At 71.6% G+C, this 19,106-nt stretch carries 17 protein-coding genes; 7 read left to right on the top strand and 10 right to left on the bottom strand.

Annotated features, from left to right (window positions below; translation table 11 throughout):
* Positions 1 to 71: 71 nt before the first annotated feature.
* The 8 genes from ACE1OA_RS07470 to ACE1OA_RS07505 form a co-directional block, all read right to left on the bottom strand.
* Positions 72 to 1,523: a nucleobase:cation symporter-2 family protein gene (locus ACE1OA_RS07470; RefSeq protein ID WP_384873016.1), complete on the bottom strand. Its 1,452-nt coding sequence runs from the start codon at positions 1,521 to 1,523 to the stop codon at positions 72 to 74.
* A gap of 295 nt (positions 1,524 to 1,818) precedes the next feature.
* Positions 1,819 to 3,207, bottom strand: coding sequence for an 8-oxoguanine deaminase (locus ACE1OA_RS07475; RefSeq protein ID WP_356607400.1), 1,389 nt, complete (start codon positions 3,205 to 3,207; stop codon positions 1,819 to 1,821).
* 48 nt (positions 3,208 to 3,255) lie between these two features.
* On the bottom strand, positions 3,256 to 4,656 hold the full coding sequence (locus ACE1OA_RS07480; protein WP_432752510.1) for a nucleobase:cation symporter-2 family protein: 1,401 nt from the start codon (positions 4,654 to 4,656) through the stop codon (positions 3,256 to 3,258).
* Between the two features lie 71 nt (positions 4,657 to 4,727).
* A complete protein-coding gene (gene pucL / locus ACE1OA_RS07485) occupies positions 4,728 to 5,651 on the bottom strand; it encodes a factor-independent urate hydroxylase (protein WP_356607404.1) in 924 nt (307 codons plus the stop codon).
* A 5-nt stretch (positions 5,652 to 5,656) separates the two neighbouring features.
* Complete coding sequence (uraH, locus tag ACE1OA_RS07490) at positions 5,657 to 6,046, bottom strand: hydroxyisourate hydrolase (RefSeq protein WP_356607406.1); 390 nt, start codon at positions 6,044 to 6,046, stop codon at positions 5,657 to 5,659.
* A complete protein-coding gene (uraD, locus tag ACE1OA_RS07495; RefSeq protein WP_356775540.1) occupies positions 6,043 to 6,558 on the bottom strand; it encodes a 2-oxo-4-hydroxy-4-carboxy-5-ureidoimidazoline decarboxylase in 516 nt (171 codons plus the stop codon). The genes uraH and uraD overlap by 4 nt, the downstream gene beginning before the upstream one ends.
* 155 nt (positions 6,559 to 6,713) lie before the next feature.
* Positions 6,714 to 7,052 carry a helix-turn-helix domain-containing protein gene (locus ACE1OA_RS07500; RefSeq protein ID WP_432754042.1) on the bottom strand — a complete coding sequence of 113 codons (339 nt, stop codon included), beginning with the start codon at positions 7,050 to 7,052 and terminating at the stop codon, positions 6,714 to 6,716.
* 56 nt (positions 7,053 to 7,108) lie between these two features.
* Complete coding sequence (locus ACE1OA_RS07505; protein ID WP_147980675.1) at positions 7,109 to 7,360, bottom strand: thiamine-binding protein; 252 nt, start codon at positions 7,358 to 7,360, stop codon at positions 7,109 to 7,111.
* 141 nt (positions 7,361 to 7,501) lie between these two features.
* Between ACE1OA_RS07505 and ACE1OA_RS07510 the strand changes: the two genes are divergently transcribed.
* The 3 genes from ACE1OA_RS07510 (at position 7,502) to ACE1OA_RS07520 (ending at position 10,910) form a co-directional block, all read left to right on the top strand.
* Complete coding sequence (locus ACE1OA_RS07510) at positions 7,502 to 8,335, top strand: TIM barrel protein (RefSeq protein WP_432752511.1); 834 nt, start codon at positions 7,502 to 7,504, stop codon at positions 8,333 to 8,335.
* A 35-nt stretch (positions 8,336 to 8,370) separates the two neighbouring features.
* Positions 8,371 to 9,285 (top strand): 2-hydroxy-3-oxopropionate reductase, encoded by a 915-nt coding sequence (locus tag ACE1OA_RS07515; RefSeq protein WP_356607412.1) that lies wholly within the window; start codon positions 8,371 to 8,373, stop codon positions 9,283 to 9,285.
* 167 nt (positions 9,286 to 9,452) lie between these two features.
* Positions 9,453 to 10,910 (top strand): catalase, encoded by a 1,458-nt coding sequence (locus ACE1OA_RS07520; protein ID WP_432752512.1) that lies wholly within the window; start codon positions 9,453 to 9,455, stop codon positions 10,908 to 10,910.
* Positions 10,911 to 11,283: 373 nt separating this feature from the next.
* Here the strand turns inward: ACE1OA_RS07520 and ACE1OA_RS07525 are convergent, their stop codons facing one another.
* Positions 11,284 to 12,486 (bottom strand): MFS transporter, encoded by a 1,203-nt coding sequence (locus tag ACE1OA_RS07525; protein ID WP_432752513.1) that lies wholly within the window; start codon positions 12,484 to 12,486, stop codon positions 11,284 to 11,286.
* Between the two features lie 62 nt (positions 12,487 to 12,548).
* On the opposite strand from ACE1OA_RS07525, the gene ACE1OA_RS07530 reads away from it, so the two are divergent.
* Positions 12,549 to 13,568, top strand: a complete 1,020-nt coding sequence (locus ACE1OA_RS07530) for a transcriptional regulator (protein ID WP_432752514.1) — start codon at positions 12,549 to 12,551, stop codon at positions 13,566 to 13,568.
* 39 nt (positions 13,569 to 13,607) lie between these two features.
* Here ACE1OA_RS07530 and gcl read toward each other — a convergent pair whose 3' ends face one another.
* Positions 13,608 to 15,395, bottom strand: coding sequence for a glyoxylate carboligase (gene gcl, locus ACE1OA_RS07535; RefSeq protein ID WP_432752515.1), 1,788 nt, complete (start codon positions 15,393 to 15,395; stop codon positions 13,608 to 13,610).
* Between the two features lie 544 nt (positions 15,396 to 15,939).
* Between gcl and ACE1OA_RS07540 the strand changes: the two genes are divergently transcribed.
* The 3 genes from ACE1OA_RS07540 to ACE1OA_RS07550 all read left to right on the top strand — a co-directional run bounded on the left by ACE1OA_RS07540 (position 15,940) and on the right by ACE1OA_RS07550 (position 19,090).
* Positions 15,940 to 16,791, top strand: a complete 852-nt coding sequence (locus ACE1OA_RS07540; RefSeq protein WP_432754043.1) for a hypothetical protein — start codon at positions 15,940 to 15,942, stop codon at positions 16,789 to 16,791.
* Between the two features lie 161 nt (positions 16,792 to 16,952).
* Positions 16,953 to 18,152 (top strand): serine hydrolase domain-containing protein, encoded by a 1,200-nt coding sequence (locus ACE1OA_RS07545; RefSeq protein WP_432752516.1) that lies wholly within the window; start codon positions 16,953 to 16,955, stop codon positions 18,150 to 18,152.
* Between the two features lie 107 nt (positions 18,153 to 18,259).
* Positions 18,260 to 19,090 (top strand): TIGR04222 domain-containing membrane protein, encoded by an 831-nt coding sequence (locus ACE1OA_RS07550; protein ID WP_432754044.1) that lies wholly within the window; start codon positions 18,260 to 18,262, stop codon positions 19,088 to 19,090.
* Positions 19,091 to 19,106 lie beyond the last annotated feature (16 nt).

A 19,106-nucleotide genomic window follows, 5' to 3' on the forward strand; every position in this document is an offset into this window, starting at 1 on the left:
CCCGCGCACGCCACCGGTCCCCGCGGCGGGCGCGGGGACCGGGGCGGGCGGTGTCAGGGGCGGTGCGTCGTTCAGTGGACGTGCGCCGCCTTCGCGGTGCGGGTGCCGGAGATCTCCTCGCCCGGCTCCATCGGCGCGGTGACCGTGTCCTCGTCCCGGCCCCTGCCGAGGTGGTTGAAGACCAGGTTCAGCAGGACCGCGGCGACGCAGCCGGTCGAGATGCCCGAGTCCAGGATGATCTTCGCGGTCTCCGGGAAGGCGTGGTAGAACTCCGGCTCCGTGATCGGGATGATGCCTACGGCCAGCGAGACCGCCACGATCAGCACGTTGTTGTCCTTCTCCAGACCCGCCTTGACGAGGGTCTGGATGCCGCTGGCGGCGACGGAGCCGAAGAGGACGACGCCCGCGCCGCCCAGCACCGGCCGCGGCACGACGGAGATCAGCGAGGCGGCCACGGGCGACAGGCCCATCAGGACCAGGAAGCCGCCACCGCAGGCGACCACGAAGCGGCTGCGGATCCTCGTCATCGCGACCAGCCCGATGTTCTGGGCGAAGGCGCTGCACATGAAGCCGTTGAAGAGCGGGCTGAGGGCCGAGCCGAGGGTGTCGGCGCGCAGTCCGGCCGCGATGGTCCTCTCGTCGGCCGGCCGCTCGACGATCTCGCCGAGGGCGAGCATGTCGGCGGTCGACTCGGTCATCGAGACCAGCATGACCACGCACATCGAGACGATCGCGGCCACCGCGAACTGCGGTGCGCCGAAGTGGAACGGGCTCGGGAATCCGACGACGGACGCCTCGGTGACCGGACTGAAGTCCGTGACGCCGAACGGGATGGCTATGAGCGTGCCGATGACCAGGCCGACGAGGACGGCCACCTGCTTGAGGAAGCCGCGGGTGAAGCGCCGCAGGACCAGGACCACCACGAGGGTGATCGCGGCGAGGGTCAGGAAGGTGGTGGAACCGTAGTCCTCGGCCGAAGGGTCGGGCCCCTGGGCCCAGCCGAAGGCGACCGGCAGCAGCGAGACGCCGATGAGGGTGATCACGGTGCCGGTGACGACGGGCGGGAAGAAGCGGACCAGTTTGGAGAAGTACGGGGCGGCGACGAATCCGAGGACGCCCGCGACGATGATCGCGCCGAAGATGATCGGCAGCGCGTCGGCCTTGTCGTCGGTGGTGTCGACGATGGCGAGCATCGGCGCGACGCCGGCGAAGGTGACGCCGTTGACGAACGGCAGCCGGGCGCCGATCTTCCAGACGCCGAGCGTCTGGAGGAAGGTGGCGAGTCCGGCGGTGAAGAGGCTGGCTCCGGTGAGGAAGGTCAGTTCGGTGCCGGAGAGCCCGACGGCCGCTCCGACGATCAGGGGCGGGGCCACCACGCCCGCGTACATGGCGGCCACGTGCTGGAGGCCGCTGGTGAACATCTTCAGGGGCGGCAGCGTCTCGTCGACCGGATGCTTCCGGTCCTCGGAGTCGGTGGCGCTTGCATCGTGGGCATCATTGCGAAACCTGGGCTTGGCGGCCACGGCGGTTCCTCCGGTCGGTTACGCGTCGGCGGTGACGCGGATGTCAGGGAGGTGGTGCAAAGGGGTGCAGTTCGTGCGGCTCACGGTGTGCGGCTCATGAGGATGTGCGGAGGGGGTGCGGTGGCTCGGCGTGGGGGCGCCGGGCAGGGTGTTCCGGGAGGAGGAACCTCTTCTCACCTTCCGGGGGGTGCCGTACGTCGTGCACGGCACCCCCCGTCCGGCTGCCGCGAACCCCGCTCGGGTCCGCGGCGACCGACCGAGGGCCGTCCCCCTCGGTCGGACTCCATGGGGAGGGTCAGCCCTGGGCCGCGATACGGGCCAGGCGCTGCGCCTCCGCGCGCGCGTCGCGCGCGATCGCCTCTTCGTCCGCGAAGAGGAGACGGTTGTTCTCGACGATCTGCCTGCCGTTGACGAAAGAGGCCGTCACCGGGGCCGCCGCTCCGAACACGATCGCGGTGACCGGGTCGGCGATCGAGGAGTGGCCGAGACCGTCGATCTTCCAGAGGACGAGGTCGGCGAGCTTGCCGGCCTCCAGCGAGCCGATCGAGTCGGCCCGGCCGAGGACCTGGGCGCCGCCGTACGTTCCGAGGCGCAGGGCCTGACGGGCGTTCAGCGCGGCCTCACGGTGCGCGCCGAGGCGGTTGATGAGGAGCGCGTTGCGCAGTTCGGTGTGCAGTTCGCCCGACTCGTTGGAGGCCGTGCCGTCGACACCGAGGCCGACCGGAACGCCCGCCTTCAGCATGTCGGGGACCCGGGCGATGCCGGCGGCGAGGCGCGCGTTGGAGGAGGGGCAGTGCGCCACACCGGTCTTCGTCCGGGCGAACGCGGCGATGTCGGAGTCGTTCATGTGGACGCAGTGCGCCATCCACACGTCCTCGCCGAGGAAGCCGGTCGACTCGAAGTAGTCGGTGGGGCCCATGCCGAAGAGCTCGTGGCAGAACTTCTCCTCCTCCACGGTCTCCGAGCCGTGCGTGTGCATCCGTACGCCGAGGCGGCGGCCGAGCGCCGCGCCCTCCCGCAGGAGCTCGGTGGAGATGGAGAAGGGGGAGCAGGGGGCGACGGCGACCTGGGTCATCGCGTCGAACGAGGCGTCGTGGTACTTCCGCACCGTCTCCTCGGTCGCGGCGAGCGCGCCCTCGGTGGTCTCGACCGCGAAGTCCGGCGGCAGGCCGCCGTCCTTCTCGCTGCGGTCCATCGAGCCCCGGGCGAGGGTGAAGCGCACACCCATGTCGGAGGCGGCCCCGATGATGGCGCCGGACAGGTCGCCGGAGCCCTTCGGGTAGACGTAGTGGTGGTCCATGGCGGTGGTGACGCCGCCGCGGGCCATCATCGCCAGCGAGCCCTGGGCGGCGACGCGGACCATGGCCTCGTCGATGCGGGCCCAGGTCGGGTAGAGCGCGACCAGCCAGTTGAAGAGGTTGTGGTCGGTGGCCAGGCCCCGGGTGATCCACTGGTAGAAGTGGTGGTGGGTGTTGACCAGACCGGGCGTCACCAGGTGACCGGTGGCGTCGATCCGGCGGACCACGTTCTCCAGGCCCGCCGGCGCCTTTCCGGCGCCGATGGACTCGATCCGGTTGCCCGCGACGACGAGGTACCCGGAGGCGTACTCGGTGTCGTCGGCGTCCACGGTGGCGATCGCGCAGTTCTCGATGACGATGCGCTGGGGTGCCGAAGGTGCTGCCATGGCGGTGGTTCCTTCATTCCTCTTCGGTGGTGTGGGCACGGCAGGACCCTAGGAGGATTTGAGTGCCGGGGCCGTGTGGCGGCTCCGGGTGCCGAGGTGGTGGAAGAACAGGTTGAGCAGGACGGCGACGAGCGCGCCCGCGCTGATTCCGGAGCCGAGCACGGTCTGCGCCCAGGCCGGGAAGTCGGCGTAGAAGGTGGGTGCGGCGAGCGGGATGATGCCCGCGCCGAGCGCGACGGCCACCAGGATGATGTTGGAGCTGTCGTCGAGGCCCGCCTCGGACAGCGTGCGGATGCCGCTGACCGCGATCGAGCCGAAGAGGACGATGCCGGCGCCGCCGAGGACCGGCATGGGGACGGTCGAGACGACCGCTCCGAGAACCGGGAAGGCGCCGAGGACGAGGAGCATGCCGCCGGCGACGGCGACGACGTAGCGGGAGCGGACCCGGGTCAGCGAGACGACGCCGACGTTCTGGGCGAAGGCCGAGGTCGGGAAGCCGCCGAAGACGGGGCCGAGGAGGGTGGCGATGCCGTCGGTGCGCAGGCCCCGGGTGATGGTCCGTCCGTCGCTGCGGCGGTCGCAGATCTCGCCGAGGGCGAGCATGCCGGCGCTGGACTCGGTCATCAGGACCAGCATCACGATGCACAGGGACAGGATGGCGGCGGGCTGGAACTCCGGCGCGCCGAAGGCGAACGGCGCGGGCAGCGCGGCCACCGGTGCCTCGCGGAGCGTGCCGAAGTCGGCCATGCCGAAGGGGACGGCGGCGAGGGTGCCGATGAACAGGCCGAGCAGCAGGGCGATCTGCTTGACGAAGCCCTTGCCGAAGCGCTGGAAGAGCAGGATGACCACGAGCGTGAAGGCCGCGAGCGCCAGGTGCCGCATGGCGCCGAAGTCGGCTGCGCCGCTGTCGCCGCCCTGGGCCCAGCTCACCGGCACGGGCATCAGGGTGACCCCGATGAGGGTGATCACGACGCCGGTGACGAGCGGGGGGAAGAACCGGAGCAGCCGGCCGAAGAAGGGGCCGACGGCGAGGCAGAAGACACCGGCGACCATCACCGCGCCGTAGATCGCGGGGAGTCGGTGCCCGGGGGCGCTGGTCTCGGCGATCGCCAGCATGGGGGCGATGCCGGCGGAGGACGCGGCGTTGACGAAGGGCAGCCGGTTGCCGGCGAAGCGTCCCGCGCCGATGGTCTGCAGGATCGTGGCGCAGCCGGCGATGAGCAGGCTTGCGGCGATCAGCCGGGTCATTCCGGCGGCGTCGAGGCCCACCGCCTGGCCGATGATGAGCGGAGGGGTGACGACTCCCGCGTACATGGCGGCGATGTGCTGGAGCGCGGCGGGTACGAGCCGCGCGGCGGGGAGCTTCTCGTCCACGGGGTGGACCGAGGACCCCTGCGGGGTGGAACACGGGCCTTCGGCTGACGCCGGCCCCGATGCAGGCTGTGCCATGGAGGTTCCCTCCGGTCTGGTGGCGGCCCCCGCCCGACTGCGGGCGGGCGGGGGCCGCCACACAGGGCCGCTTAGAGGTTGGTCATGTCGACCGGGATGTGCGCCGTGGCTCCGTCACGCAGCACCGTGGCCTCGATGAGGCCGTACATGCGGTCGGCGGCGTAGTAGACCTCGTTGTCGTTCTTGAGCCCGAAGGGCTCCAGGTCGACGAGGAAGTGGTGCTTGTTCGGGAGCGAGAAGCGGACCTCGTCGATCTCCGAACGGTGGTTGATGATCCGCGACGCCATCTGGTAGAGCGTCTGCTGCAGCGAGAGGGAGTACGTCTCGGCGAAGGCCTGCAGCATGTGCTTCCTCGTCTCGGCGTAGGACTTCTCCCAGTTGGGCATCCGCTGCTCGTCGTCGGTCCAGTTGAACCGCCACCGGCCGGAGACCTGGGTGGCCAGGATGCGGTCGTACGCCTCCTGCAGCGTCGTGTACTTGTCCTTGATGTAGCCCCAGAACTCCGAGTTGGTGGAGTTCATCACGACGAGGTCCTTGAGGCCGGAGATGACCTCCCACTTCTCGCCGTCGTACGTGATCTGGGTGACGCGGGTCTCCTGGCCCTTGCGGGCGAAGGAGTGGTTGACCTCGTCCGAGCCGATGAACCGGGAGTTGGAGTCCGAGGAGGCGATGCGCTCCCAGGAGTACTCCTCGATCCGGATCCGGGCCCGGTGGATGGGCTCCTGGCTGGACACGAAGTGCCGGGCCAGGTGGATGCCGAACTGCTCGGCCGACTCGATCCCGTACTCCTTGGCGAAGGCGAATACGGTGTTCTTGGTGGTGTCGGTGGGGAGGCAGTGGGCGTTGGAGCCCGAGAGGTGGACGTCGTCGAGGTCGCCGGAGAGGGCGACGGAGACGTTCAGGTCCTTGATGTGGTGGGTTTCGCCGTCCCGCGTGATCTTGACGACGCGGTTCTCTGCTTTGCCGTACTGGTTCTGGCCGAGAATCGTGGGCATGTCTGCTAGCTCCCTCGGTAAACGGAGTAGCCGAACGGGTTGAGCAGCAGCGGTACGTGGTAGTGCTCGCCCGGCGTGACGGCGAACGTGATCGCCACCTCCGGGAAGAACGCACCGCTGTCCCTTACGCGGGGGGCGTCCTGCTGCGCCTCGGCTTGCTTCTTGGAGAAGTACGTCTCGGTCTCGAAGTCGAGACGCACGTGGGTCGTTCCCTCCGGCAGCGCCGGCAGGTCCTTGCAGCGCCCGTCCGCGTCGGTGGCCGAGCCACCGAGCGCGACCCAGGCGGCGTCGGATCCGCCGCGGGCCGCGAGCGTGACGGCCACGCCCCCGGCCGGGCGGCCGATGCTGGTGTCCAGGATGTGGGTGGACACCGATGCGGTGGTGTCGGTGCTCATGCGGGGCTCTCTTCCTCTACGAGTCGGGCCAGGCGGATGCGGTTGATCCTGCCCAGTTCGGTGCGGACGATCTCCCGCTCCCGTTCGGGCGAGTTCCCGATCCGTTCCCGGACCGCGTCACGCATCTGCTCCCCGGTCCTGCCGGTGGCGCAGATCAGGAAGACGTGCCCGAACTTCTCCTGGTAGGCCAGGTTCAGTTCGAGCATCTCGGCCTTGAGTGCCTCGGAGGCGCCGGCCATCCCGCTCTGCTCGCGGGAGGAGGTCGGGTCCCCTGCCTTCGGACGACCGATCGGCGGGTGGCCCGCCATCGCCTCGGCCAGGTCCTCGGCGGTCAGCTCGGCCGTGGCGGCGTCACTGGCGAGGAAGAGGTCGTCGGCGGTGGCGTACGGGCGCTGGGCGAGCAGCTTGCTCCCCCACGCCGAACTGGAGCACACCTCGTGGAGTGCGGCGACGGCGTCGCCGTCCGCCGAGGTGTTGAGCCGGGTGAGGCCCGGTGTCGTACCTGAAGTCACGGGAAGCCTCCGTGGCTGTTTTTCGCTGTGCGTCGGACGGGCTGCGGATAGCTAACGCCCTCCGCAACACAACGTCAACACTTTGTTGAAAAGTCGGCCACACAAAAGCCGTCGTCCCGACATCCGGACGACGGCTTGTGGCTCATCATGATCAACTAGCCGTTCCCGGCAGCCTTTTCCCTGTTCAGGGCGGTCTCCCTGTTCAGGTAGTTGTACACGGTGAAGCGGCTGACACCCAGCGCCCCGGCCACCGTCTCCACCCCGTGGCGCACCGAGAAGGCACCGCGCGCCTCCAGCATCCGCACCGCCTCCTGCTTGGTCTTGCGGTCCAGCTCCGACAAGGGCATCCCGTGCCGCCGCTCCATCGCGGCCAGGATGTGGTCCAGGGATTCGGACAGCTGGGGCAGCCGTACGGCGATGACGTCCTCCCCCTCCCAGGCGAGGACCACGTCGTCGGTCCCGGCCTGCTCGGGTCCCAGCATCTCCGCACCCATCGCGTCGACCAGCGGCTTCACCGCGGCGACCAGGGGATGGTCCAGGGGGCGCTCGGTCACTTCCCACCCTCTCCGATCACGTTGACCTGGAGCGAGACACGGGTGGCACCCGCCGCCAGGGATCTGCGCAGCAGCGCGTCGACGGCGGTCAGCACCTCGTCGGCACCACCCTCCGCCGTGTTGCCGAAGGGGCCGACGTCCACGGCGTCCAGCTCGGCCGCCTGGATGACCTCGCGCGCCACGACGGCGTGCGCCGGCGCCTCGTCCAGGTCGAACGGCTCGGTCGTGAACTCCACTCTCAAACGCACCATGCCCCCACGCTACTGGCCGGGAACCGGCCGACGGCAGCCCCTGACCTGCCGGGCCCCCTTGACAAGTGGGCGGCTCGACTTGCAGCATTCCGTCAGACAGAAACTTACTTCCGCAATACGGAAGGAGCGCCGCCCCTCATGGGATACACGGACCAGCGCTTCGATGTGAACCTGTCGATCCTCTTCACGGAACTCCCGCTCCTGGAGCGCCCCGCGGCCGCCGCCGCGGCGGGCTTCACCGCGGTCGAGCTGTGGTGGCCCTGGATCGACACCGCCACCCCCGACCAGAGTGAGCTCGACGCTCTCAAGAAGGCTCTGGACGACGCCGGCACCCAGCTGGTGGGCCTGAACTTCTACGCCGGGCAGCTGCCCGGACCGGACCGCGGCGCGCTCTCCGTGCCCGGCGAGGAGTCCGACCGCTTCCGCGCCAACATCGAGGTGGCGGCCGACTTCGCCGCCTCGGTCGGCTGCAAGGCGCTCAACGCGCTCTACGGCAACCGCGTGGAGGGCGTCGACCCGCAGATCCAGGACACCCTCGCCCTGGAGAACCTGGTCCTGGCCGCCCGCGCGGCGGACCGGATCGGCGCGATCCTGCTGATCGAGACCCTGAACAAGCCGGAGTCGCCGCTCTACCCGCTGGTGAGCGCCCCCGCCGCGATCGAGGTCGTCGACAAGGTCAACGCGGCCACCGGGCTGGGCAACGCCAAGTTCCTCCTCGACATCTACCACCTGTCGATGAACGGCGAGGACGTCGGCGAGGTCATCGCGCGGTACGCCGACCGGACCGGCCACGTCCAGATCGCGGACAACCCGGGCCGCGGCGCGCCGGGCACCGGCGACCTGCCGCTGGAGCAGCTCCTCGACGAGCTGAGGAAGGCCGGCTACGACGGCTGGGTCGGCCTGGAGTACAAGGCCGCCGACGCCGCCGCCTCCTTCGCCTGGCTCCCCGCCGAGGCCCGCGCGGCCCGCTGACCCTCCCCGTACCACCTGTTTTCGAGAGGCACCTCATGAGCAACCTTGCCGATTCCTCCCTCCCCACCCGCCCTGCGATCGCGTGGATCGGCCTCGGCATCATGGGCTCCCCCATGTCCGAGAACCTGATCAAGGCGGGCTACTCCGTCACCGGCTTCACGCTGGAGCAGGACAAGCTGGACCGCCTCACCGCGGCGGGCGGCACCGCCGCCGCGTCGATCGCCGAGGCCGTCGCCGACGCCGACGTCATCGTCACGATGGTGCCCGCCTCTCCGCAGGTCGAGGCGATCTCCTACGGCCCCGAGGGCATCCTGGAGAACGCGAAGCCCGGCGCGCTGATCGTCGACATGTCGTCGATCACCCCGCAGACCTCCGTGGACCTGGCGAAGCGCGCCGCCGAGAAGGGCCTGCGCGTCCTGGACGCCCCGGTGTCCGGCGGCGAGGCCGGCGCCATCGAGGCCGTCCTGTCGATCATGGTGGGCGGCGAGCAGGCCGACTTCGACGCGGCCCTGCCGATCCTCGAGGCGCTGGGCAAGACCATCGTCCTGTGCGGTCCGCACGGCTCCGGCCAGACGGTGAAGGCCGCCAACCAGCTGATCGTGGCGGTCAACATCCAGGCGTGCGCCGAGGCCGTCGTCTTCCTCGAGAAGTCCGGCGTGAACCTCCAGGCCGCCCTGGACGTCCTCAACGGCGGCCTGGCCGGCTCCACGGTGCTGACCCGCAAGAAGGACAACTTCCTGAACCGGGACTTCAAGCCCGGCTTCCGGATCGACCTCCACCACAAGGACATGGGCATCGTCACCGACGCCGCCCGCAACGTCGGCGCGGCCCTCCCGGTCGGCGCCGTCGTCGCCCAGCTCGTCTCCTCCCTGCGTGCGCAGGGCGACGGCGGCCTGGACCACTCGGCCCTGCTGCGCGCCGTCGAGCGCCTCTCCGGCCGGCAGGTCTGACCCAGATTTCCGGACGGCGGTGGCGCTGACACCTGTCCTGTCGCGCCCAGGCGTCGCCGCCGTCCGGAACACCACACTTCAATTTCAACAAACTGTTGACGTTGTTCGGGGGCGTACCTACGCTCCAGAGCACCCCCAGCAGTGCAGCTCCCGTACGGAAGGTCACGATGTCGAAGCGCGTGCTCACGACCGAGTCCGGCGCCCCAGTCGCCGACAACCAGAACTCCGCCACCGCCGGCGTCGGTGGCCCCCTCCTGCTTCAGGACCAGCACCTGCTGGAGAAGCTGGCGCGCTTCAACCGTGAGCGCATCCCGGAGCGCGTGGTCCACGCCCGCGGCTCCGGCGCGTACGGCTACTTCGAGGTGACCGACGACGTCACCGGCTTCACGAAGGCCGACTTCCTCTCCGCGGTCGGCAAGCGGACCGAGACGTTCATCCGCTTCTCGACCGTGGCCGACTCGCTCGGCGGCGCGGACGCCGTCCGCGACCCCCGTGGTTTCGCGCTGAAGTTCTACACCGAGGAGGGCAACTACGACCTCGTCGGCAACAACACCCCGGTGTTCTTCATCAAGGACCCGATCAAGTTCCCCGACTTCATCCACTCGCAGAAGCGCGACCCCTTCACGGGCAAGCAGGAGCCGGACAACGTCTGGGACTTCTGGGCGCACGCCCCCGAGGCGACGCACCAGATCACCTGGCTGATGGGCGACCGCGGCATCCCCGCCTCGTACCGCCACATGAACGGCTACGGCTCGCACACCTACCAGTGGACCAACGAGGCGGGCGAGGCCTTCTTCGTCAAGTACCACTTCAAGACGAACCAGGGCATCCGCTCCCTGTCCGCCGACCAGGCCGCCGAGCTCGTCGGCAAGGACGCCAACTCGCACCAGACCGACCTGCTCCAGGCCATCGAGCGCGGTGTGAACCCGTCGTGGACCCTGTACGTCCAGGTCATGCCGGCGGCCGAGGCCGCGGACTACCGCTTCAACCCGTTCGACCTCACCAAGGTGTGGCCGCACGCCGACTACCCGCTCCAGCGGGTCGGCCGCCTGGTCCTCGACCGGAACCCGGACAACGTCTTCGCCGAGGTCGAGCAGGCCGCGTTCTCCCCGAACAACTTCGTCCCGGGCATCGGCCCCTCGCCGGACAAGATGCTCCAGGGCCGCCTCTTCGCCTACGCGGACGCCCACCGCTACCGCCTCGGCGTCAACCACACCCAGCTGCCGGTGAACGCCCCGAAGGCGGCCGTCGCCGAGAACTACGGCCGCGACGGCCTCATGGCCACCCGCCAGGGCTCGCGCCACGACAAGAACTACGAGCCCAACTCGTACCAGGGACCGGCCCAGACGGACGAGGCGCTCTCCGCGCCGCTCGCCGTCCACGGCTGGACCGGCACCCACGCCGCGCCCGAGCACGTCAAGGACGACCACTTCTTCCAGGCCGGTGAGCTCTACCGCCTGATGTCGGAGGACGAGAAGGGCCGTCTGATCGCCAACATCGCCGGCGGCCTGTCCCAGGTCTCCCGCGAGGACGTGATCGAGCGGAACATCGCGCACTTCGCCGCCGCGGACGCGGACTACGGCAAGCGCGTCGAGGAGGCGGTCCGCGCCCTGCGCGAGGACTGATCTCGTCGGCAACCAGACCGCGTACGGCACATGACGGGAGGTCAGGTGCCGTGCGCCGTCCGGACCGCCGGCCCGGATGAGGGGTGGCAGGCGGTACGGACAAGCGTGAGGACCGCGGCGGCGAGCGAGCCAGTGCGGTGGTAAGGACGACCGGCTCCCCTTCCTGACCTGAAGGAAGGGGACACGCCCGGACCGTCCGTCGCCCACCGCCGCGGTCCCAACGCCCCCCTCAGGGGGAACCCTCGAAACTCCGCCCGGCGGCGCGAACGTCCTGTCGCGCCAGCCTCGCACCGTCGGGCGGATCTCAGACGAGAGCGCGGAACCAGGTTTACGGTCCCTGGTTCCGCGCTCTTCTCGTGCTGCGCCGACACGCTCAGGCCGTGCGCCGAGGGACCCTCCGGGCCGACGGACGCGGTCCGCCCGCCGGCCGCCCGGTGAGGGCGAGTGCGGCACTGACGGCGAGGGAACCCGCGGCGAGCACCGCCATCGCCGGCCCCGGCGCGGTGAACTCGGCGACGGCACCGGCCAGCGCCGCGCTCAGTCCCTGGAAGGCGAGCATGCCGGAGGCGTGCAGCCCCAGCGTGTGACCGGCCGGTTCGTCCGGGGCCAGGGCCATCAGCCGCTCCTGGAAGAGCAGGGAGGCGCTGTACCCGACGGCGGAGACCGTCACCGCCGCCACGGCGACCGGCAGGCCGGGTTCCGCGGCGAACAGCAGGAACGGGGCCGCCAGCAGCAGGTGCAGCAGATGGGCCAGCCGGCCGCGCCGGGCCGCCGGCACGAGACGGCCGACGGCGGTGTCCCCGGCGAGCATCCCGAGCGCGCCGCAGGCGAAGAGCAGGCCGGCCTGGTCGGGGGCGTACGGGACGAAGAGCGACTCGCAGCCGACGATCAGCCCGTTGGGGATCCACAGGGCGAGGTACACGTGCCGGCGTGGGCGCGGGGACCACAGGCGGGCGTTGGTCCGCCAGGTCTCGGCGACCGAGGCCCGGCCGGCCGCGCGCGGGGCCCGCCGGGCGAGTCCCAGCCGGGCGGTGAGGACCGCGGCGAGATAGAGCCCCGCGCTGACCAGGAGGGTGCCGCGCGGGGAGAGCAGCGCGATCAGCAGGCCGCCGCAGGCGAAGCCGCCGATCTGGCAGAGTCCGACGGCCATGTTGAGGACGGAACGGCCGAGCACGTACCCCTCGCGGTCGAGGATCTCGTCGAGCAGGCCGTAGCGGACGCCGCCGGCCACCGAGCCGACCAGGCCCTGCAGGAGCAGGATCCCGAAGGCCGCCCCCAGCGGCAGGCCGGGCACCGCCTGGAGCAGGGTGGCGAGCGCGAAGAGGAGCGCCGAACCGGCGAGGGCGGTGCGCGGCGGCAGCCGGTCGGCCGCCGACAGCAAGGTCGCGGCGCCGACCAGCTGGGCGAGCGCGGGGCCGAACAGGGCCAGCGAGGACAGGAGCGGGGAGCCCGTCGACCGGAAGACGAGGGTGGCGAGCCCCAGCCCGCCGACCGTCTGGGCGGCCACCTGGACGGAGGCGGTGAGGAAGAGCGGGGTGAACTCGGGCGTACGGAACAGCTCGCGGTAACTGCGCATGCGCCGGAGTCTCCGAGAGGCCCGCCCGGGTGGATATCGTTTCGCGGGGAGGCGAAAGAGACATGGGCTGGTGGCGGATCGACGCGGACTCGCTCGCGGGCGGCAGGTTCGCGATCTCGCCGCTGGCCGAGACCGTCGCCGCGCTCAAGACGCTGGAGCACGCGTCGGCGGCGCACCCGGGCGAGCGGGAATGGCTGGCCGCGCACCTGGGCCCGTACCGCGCGCGGTTGGCGACCGATCCGGTCGACGCCCGGCTCGTCCGGGCCGCGCTCGGACCGACCTGGAACGCCGACTTCCTCACCCCCACCCCGCGCGGCGAGGGCGATACGCCGTCCTTCGAGCAGGAGCTGGAGGCGGTCCGTTCGACGCGGCCGGCCGCCGCCGTCGAACAGCTCGCGGTCTCCCTGGGCAGGCCGGTGCCCGAGCCGCTGCGATCGGCGCCCGACCTGCCGGAGCGGCTGGCCGCGGTGCTCCGCTGGGTGTGGGAGGAGACCGTGCGGCCGACCTGGCGGCGGCGCCGGCAGGTCATGGAGGCGGACGTGGTGGCGCGCACGGCGCGCCTGAGCCGGGGCGGCTGGGCGGCGGCGCTCGACGAGCTCGCCCCCGGCCGGACGCGCTGGCTCGGTGACGGACGCCTCCAGGTCAACGCCCGTGACTATCCGCCGCGGTCGATCGACGGGGCGCGGCTGCTGCTCGTTCCGGTGACGCCGGGGCACGGATGGGTGTCCTGGGAGGGCACCGAGCGCTACGCGATCGTGTACCCGTGCGCGGGCGCTCTCGCGGACACCGAGGGACCGGTCGTGCCCCAGGCGCTCGGCGCGCTGCTCGGGACGGCCCGTGCCGGGGTGCTCGTACGGCTCGGAACCCCCACCTCCACCAGCCAGTTGGTGGCGCTGACGGGTCAGGGGCTGGGTTCGGTGGGACGGCATCTGAAGGTGCTGCTCGACGCGCGGCTGGTGCGACGGCGGCGGGCGGGCCGATCCGTCCTCTACGACTGGACCGAGGCGGGGCGCGCCCTGGTGCGGGCGCAGGACGGCCCCCGCCCGGGTGCTCTGCGGGCGGGGGCCGGTCCTCCGCCGTGACGTCCGGACCGCACGGGCCGGGTGTCACGGCTCGGCGGGTCAGACCTTGAGGGGCCTGATCGCCGTCGGCGCGTGGCCGGGCTCCGTCGCGAGCTCCTCGAACTCGGTGACGTCGCTCATGTCGACCGTCTTGCTCATCGCGATGTTGGTGATGCGCTCCAGGATCGCCTCGACGACGACCGGGACCCGGAACTCCTGGGCCAGCTTCTTGGCCTGCTCCAGCGCCTCGCCCAGCTGGTCCGGGTCGGTGACGCGGATGGCCTTGACGCCCAGGCCCTCGGCGACCTTGACGTGGTCGACGCCGTAGACGCCGATCTCCGGGGTGTTGATGTTCTCGAACTCGAGGTTGACCTCGAAGTTGATGCCCAGGCCGCCCTGCGCCTGGCGGATCAGGCCCAGGTAGGCGTTGTTCACGAGGACGTGGACGTAGGGGACCTTGTGCTGGGCGGCGACCGCCAGCTCCTCGATCATGAACTGGAAGTCGTAGTCGCCGGAGAGGGCGACGACCGGGGTCCCCGGGTCGGCCGTGGCGGCGCCGATGGCGGCCGGGATGGTCCAGCCGAGCGGGCCGGCCTGGCCGCAGTTGATCCAGTGGCGCGGCTTGTAGACGTGCAGGAACTGCGCCGCGGCGATCTGGGACAGGCCGATGGTGGTGACGTAGCGGGTCTCGGGACCGAAGGCCCGGTTCATCTCCTCGTAGACGCGCTGCGGCTTCATCGGGACGGCGTCGAAGTGCGTCCGGCGCTGGAGGGTGGCCTTGCGCTCCTGCGCGGAGGCGGCCCAGGCGGAGAAGTCCGGCAGCGTGCCCGCGGCCTTGAGCTCCTGGGCGATCTCGACGAAGAGCTCCAGCGCGGCCTTGGCGTCGGAGGCGATGCCGAAGTCCGGGGCGAAGATCTTGCCGATCTGGGTGGGCTCGACGTCGACGTGGACGAACTTCCGGCCCCTGGTGTACGCCTCCATGTTGTAGCCGGTGTGGCGGTTGGCCCAGCGGTTGCCGATGCCGAGGACGAAGTCCGACTCCAGGAAGGTCGCGTTGCCGTAGCGGTGCGCGGTCTGGACGCCGACCATGCCGGCGGCCAGCTCGTGGTCGTCCGGGATGACGCCCCAGCCCATGAGGGTGGAGATGACCGGGATGCCGGTCAGCTCGGCGAACTCGACCAGCAGGTCGGAGGCGTCGGCGTTGATGATGCCGCCGCCGGCGACGATCAGCGGGCGCTCGGACTCCAGCAGGAAGCGGATCGCCTTCTCGGCCTGGGCCCGGGTGGCCCGCGGCTTGTAGACCGGCAGCGGCTCGTAGGTCTCCGGGTCGAACTCGATCTCGGTCAGCTGGACGTCGATCGGCAGGTCGATGAGGACCGGGCCGGGACGGCCGGAGCGCATCAGGTGGAAGGCCTGCTGGAAGACGCCCGGGACCTGGGCGGCCTCCAGGACCGTCGTGGCGGCCTTGGTGACCGGCTTGGCGATGGTGGCGATGTCGACGGCCTGGAAGTCCTCCTTGTGGAGCTTCGAGACCGGGGCCTGGCCGGTGATGCACAGGATCGGGATCGAGTCCGCGATCGCCGAGTACAGGCCGGTGATCATGTCGGTGCCGGCCGGACCGGAGGTGCCGATGCAGACACCGATGTTGCCCGCCTTGGCGCGGGTGTACCCCTCGGCCATGTGCGAGGCGCCCTCGACGTGTCGGGCGAGCGTGTGGCTGATGCCGCCGACGTTCTTGAGCTCTCGGTAGAAGGGGTTGATGGCCGCGCCGGGCACGCCGAACGCGTTGGTGACGCCTTCGCGCTTGAGGATCTCAACGGCCGCTGCGGCGGCGGTCATACGGGGCATGGGAGGGCTCCTGCTTCAGCCAGGCGGAGTCGGGTGGGCCACCGTCTCGTGGCTCCGATTCCGTATTGCGGAAGTATTGTTCTGCTATGTGGAAGCAATGTAAGTCGGGGTGCCAAGGACCGTCAAGGGAGCGAGGAGGGACGTTGGCCGAACTCCGTCCCCGCCGGTGGCGGATTGGTGGACGATGGAGTCGAACGACAGGGGGTTCGAAGTGGGTGAGTCGGTACCGGTGCGCTGCCCGCGGTGTCTGCGGACGCACGCGTTCGCCGCGCCCGCCTTCCCGTGCGCCTGCGGCGCCCCGGTCACGCCCTCGCTGGTCCCGGGCGAGACCGGTGTGGCGATCACGCACCGCAACTGGTCGGACGAGTGGGTCGTGGTGCCCTGCGCCGCGTGCGGCCGCCGGGACGAGTGGCCGCACCCGGAACTGGGATGCGTCTGCGGCACGGTCCTGCGGGTACCGGTGCAGGCCACGGGGGCGGCCGACGGCACCGCGGGACGGCCCGCCGGACCCGGCGAGGAGACGGGCCCGGGCGCCGGCGGACACCTGGTCCGTCCCGGCGGCACCGACACGGACGGGGCCTCCCACACCGGTCAGGACACGCACACCGCCGGCGACGGCGACGAGGGCCCGGGAAGCCACCCGTGGGTGGAGCCGGGGCCGGCCGCGGCCGCCGCCGGCCGGGAGGAGACGCCCAGGACGGATCCGGACACCTCCGCCCGGCCGCCGGCCGCCGAGCCGGCCGGCACCGCCCCGGACCCGTACGCCTCGCCGCCCCGTGCCGGGGAGCCGGCCGGGGGCCCCGATCCGGAGCGGGGCTCGGAGCGGGCCGACGCACCGGCCCCGGAGTCGCCGACCCCTGACGACGACGGGACGCGAGGCGACGCCGAGGCGCACACCGCTCACGGGGCGGGACACCGTGCCGCGGCCCGCGCCGCCGGCGGCGGTCAGCGCCCCTTCGCCGAGCGCTACCCGGCCCACATCCCGTTGCCTCCGACCGCACCGGTTCCGCCGCCGCCCCGGTCGCCGTTCCGGCCCATGACCATCCGCACGGCCCGGGACGCGGTCGCCGCGTCCGCCGGGTACCTGCGCTGGCTCGGCTTCCGCGATGTCGTCCAGCCCGAGGAACGGGTCGCCGACGGCGTCGACCTGCGGGCACCCGGCCTGGTGGCCCAGGTCGATCCGAGCACCCGGCCGGCCGCGCTCCGCGCCGTGGAGTGCCTGTGGCTGAACGGTCTCAGCGCCTCGGCCGTGAGCGTCTTCTTCTCGCTCGCCGGCTACACCCCGGAGGCACGCTCCCGCGCCGACGAGCTCGGGATCCCGCTCTTCGTCCTCGACCTCACCGGCGCCCCGCAACCGGTCAACGGCCCGGCGGGCGACCTGGCCTCCGGTGCGTAGGCCGGGTCCGGGCGGAGCCGGCGCGTCCGCCCGGGCCCTCCCGCGCGTGGGGCGCCGAACGAGTGGACTCGCCGGAACGCGCACGGAACGGACCCGTCCTCCGACGGTCCGGGTGGTGACGTAGCCGTCCGAACCCCGTTTCCGGAAGAGGCGCTCCCGCCATGCGACACATCCCCACCCGCAGCCTGTTCGCCGCAGCGCTGCTCGCGGCGTCCGTCCTGGCACCGATGGCGGTCACCCCCGCCACGGCCGTCCACGCCGTCGCAGCGGACCGGCACGACCGGGACGACTGCCCGTCCCACGGTCTCGGCCCGGAACTGACCGCACGGCTGGACAAGGCCGTCGAGGACGTCCGCCGCCAGGCCGGCATCCCCGGAATCGCCGTGGGCCTCTGGCTGCCGGGCAGGGGAAGCTACGTCCGCGCGACCGGTGTCGCGAACACCGCCACCGGCGAGCCGATGACCACCGAGGGTTACGTCCGCATCGGCAGCGAGACCAAGACCTTCACGGTCACGGCGCTGCTCAAGCTCGTCGACGACCGCCGGATCAAGCTGGACGACCCCATCTCCGCCTACGTCGACGGCGTGCCCGACGGTGAGAACATCACGCTGCGTCAGCTGGCCGGGATGCGCAGCGGCCTGTTCCCGTACACCTCCGACCAGGACTTCCAGCACGACCTGCTGAGCGACCCGACGCGCACGTTCACCCCGCACGAGGTGCTCGCGTACGGCTTCAAGCACAAGAACGTCTTCGCGCCGGGGGCGGAGTTCCAGTACTCCAACACCAACCTCATCCTGCTGGGCCTGGTGGTCGAGAAGGTCAGCGGTCACCGGCTCGCGGACTTCATCCACAAGCGGGTGCTGCGCCCGGCGCACCTGCGCCACACGCTGTTCCCGGAGGACGCCGAGTTCCCGTCGCCGCATCCGCGCGGGTACACCGACCAGACGCTGACCGGCGCGGTCGCGGACGCCACGGACTGGAACCCCAGCTGGGCCTGGGCGGCCGGGGCGATGATCTCGGACATGCAGGACCTGCGCCGCTGGGCGAGGATCCTCGCCACCGGCGAGCTGCTGTCCCCGCGGACCCAGGCGGAGCGGCTGAAGACGCTGCCGACCGGCTTCCCGGGGACGAGCTACGGCCTCGGCATCTTCGACGCCGACGGCTGGATCGGCCACAACGGCTCCATCCCGGGCTACGAGTCCGTGACCGTCTACCTGCCCTCGCAGAAGGCCACCATGGTCCTGATGCTCAACACGGACAGTTCCTTCCAGGGCCAGGAGCCGTCGACGCTGGTCGCCCGGGCCATCACGCAGATCGTGACGCCGGACCACGTCTACGACGGCTCGGTCCAGCCCCGGTAGCCCCGCGCCCGCCGGACACGTCCCGCTCGAATACACCTCGGAATTCGGCCAATTCACGCGTGATGATCAAGGTTCCCCGGGCACAACACTCTCGGGGGGTGGGCGTCATGCCGGCGGAGATGTGGTGGTTCATCGGTGCGGCCTGCGGACAACTGCTGGGTGCCGTGGTCCTGTTGAAAACGCGCAGCCAGGAACGGGGCGAACTGGCCCCGCAGGCGCTCGCGCTGCTGCGGGGCGGGCGCCGGGCCGCGGTCACCGTGGCGCTGGTGGCGCTCCACCAGCGCGGCGCGGTGGCCGCGGGCCGCAGGGGAACGATTCGGGCCAACGGCGGCCCCGGCCGGACCCGCGATCCCGTGCAGCTCGGTGTGCACGGGTCGCTCCACCGGGCCCTCGGCATAAGAGTGCTGGCCGCCCAGCCGAAGGCACGACGGGCCGTCGACGCGCTGCGGGCCGAGCTCGGCGGGGCGGGGCTGGTGCGCCCGGCCGGACGCCTGCGGGCGGCCCGCGGGCTGCTCGTCTGCGCGCCGGCGACGGTGCTCGCGGGCCTGATGCTGAGCGAGCCCTCCGGTGCGGGGCTCGCGCTCGCGCTGGTGATCGGCGCCGGGCCGGTCGCCGCGGCACTCTTCCTGTTCCGGCTGCCCGCGACGACCGGCGCGGCGCGGCGGCTCCTGCGGGCCCTGCGGGAGCGGCATCCGCTGCCGGCCCACCGCCGCGAGGTGACGGACGGCGAGCTCGTGCAGCTCTACGTCGCGCTGTACGGCGACCCCGCGCTCGCCCTGTTCCTGCCGCGGTTCTCCCGCGACGGCGGACTGCTGGGCCGCGGCGGCGGCGAGGACGGACACGCCACCGGCCGCGGCTGGTACACGGGATGGCCGGGCTGGGGCCTCGGCGACGGCGGAGCGGGCGGCGAGAGCGGGAGCGGGGGCGGTACGGACTGACTGCGCGCCATACTGG

Source organism: Streptomyces sp. JL2001, assembly GCF_050917515.1.
Classification (GTDB): domain Bacteria; phylum Actinomycetota; class Actinomycetes; order Streptomycetales; family Streptomycetaceae; genus Streptomyces.

What these genes read in the sequence shown, in the direction of transcription:
- ACE1OA_RS07475 (WP_356607400.1), bottom strand. Translation starts at nt 3,207, where the DNA reads ATGGCAGCACCTTCGGCACCCCAGCGCATCGTCATCGAGAACTGCGCG.
- ACE1OA_RS07480 (WP_432752510.1), bottom strand. Translation starts at nt 4,656, where the DNA reads ATGGCACAGCCTGCATCGGGGCCGGCGTCAGCCGAAGGCCCGTGTTCC.
- pucL (WP_356607404.1), bottom strand. Translation starts at nt 5,651, where the DNA reads ATGCCCACGATTCTCGGCCAGAACCAGTACGGCAAAGCAGAGAACCGC.
- uraH (WP_356607406.1), bottom strand. Translation starts at nt 6,046, where the DNA reads ATGAGCACCGACACCACCGCATCGGTGTCCACCCACATCCTGGACACC.
- ACE1OA_RS07500 (WP_432754042.1), bottom strand. Translation starts at nt 7,052, where the DNA reads ATGGGTGCGGAGATGCTGGGACCCGAGCAGGCCGGGACCGACGACGTG.
- ACE1OA_RS07510 (WP_432752511.1), top strand. Translation starts at nt 7,502, where the DNA reads ATGGGATACACGGACCAGCGCTTCGATGTGAACCTGTCGATCCTCTTC.
- ACE1OA_RS07515 (WP_356607412.1), top strand. Translation starts at nt 8,371, where the DNA reads ATGAGCAACCTTGCCGATTCCTCCCTCCCCACCCGCCCTGCGATCGCG.
- ACE1OA_RS07520 (WP_432752512.1), top strand. Translation starts at nt 9,453, where the DNA reads ATGTCGAAGCGCGTGCTCACGACCGAGTCCGGCGCCCCAGTCGCCGAC.
- ACE1OA_RS07525 (WP_432752513.1), bottom strand. Translation starts at nt 12,486, where the DNA reads ATGCGCAGTTACCGCGAGCTGTTCCGTACGCCCGAGTTCACCCCGCTC.
- ACE1OA_RS07530 (WP_432752514.1), top strand. Translation starts at nt 12,549, where the DNA reads ATGGGCTGGTGGCGGATCGACGCGGACTCGCTCGCGGGCGGCAGGTTC.
- gcl (WP_432752515.1), bottom strand. Translation starts at nt 15,395, where the DNA reads ATGCCCCGTATGACCGCCGCCGCAGCGGCCGTTGAGATCCTCAAGCGC.
- ACE1OA_RS07545 (WP_432752516.1), top strand. Translation starts at nt 16,953, where the DNA reads ATGCGACACATCCCCACCCGCAGCCTGTTCGCCGCAGCGCTGCTCGCG.
- ACE1OA_RS07550 (WP_432754044.1), top strand. Translation starts at nt 18,260, where the DNA reads ATGCCGGCGGAGATGTGGTGGTTCATCGGTGCGGCCTGCGGACAACTG.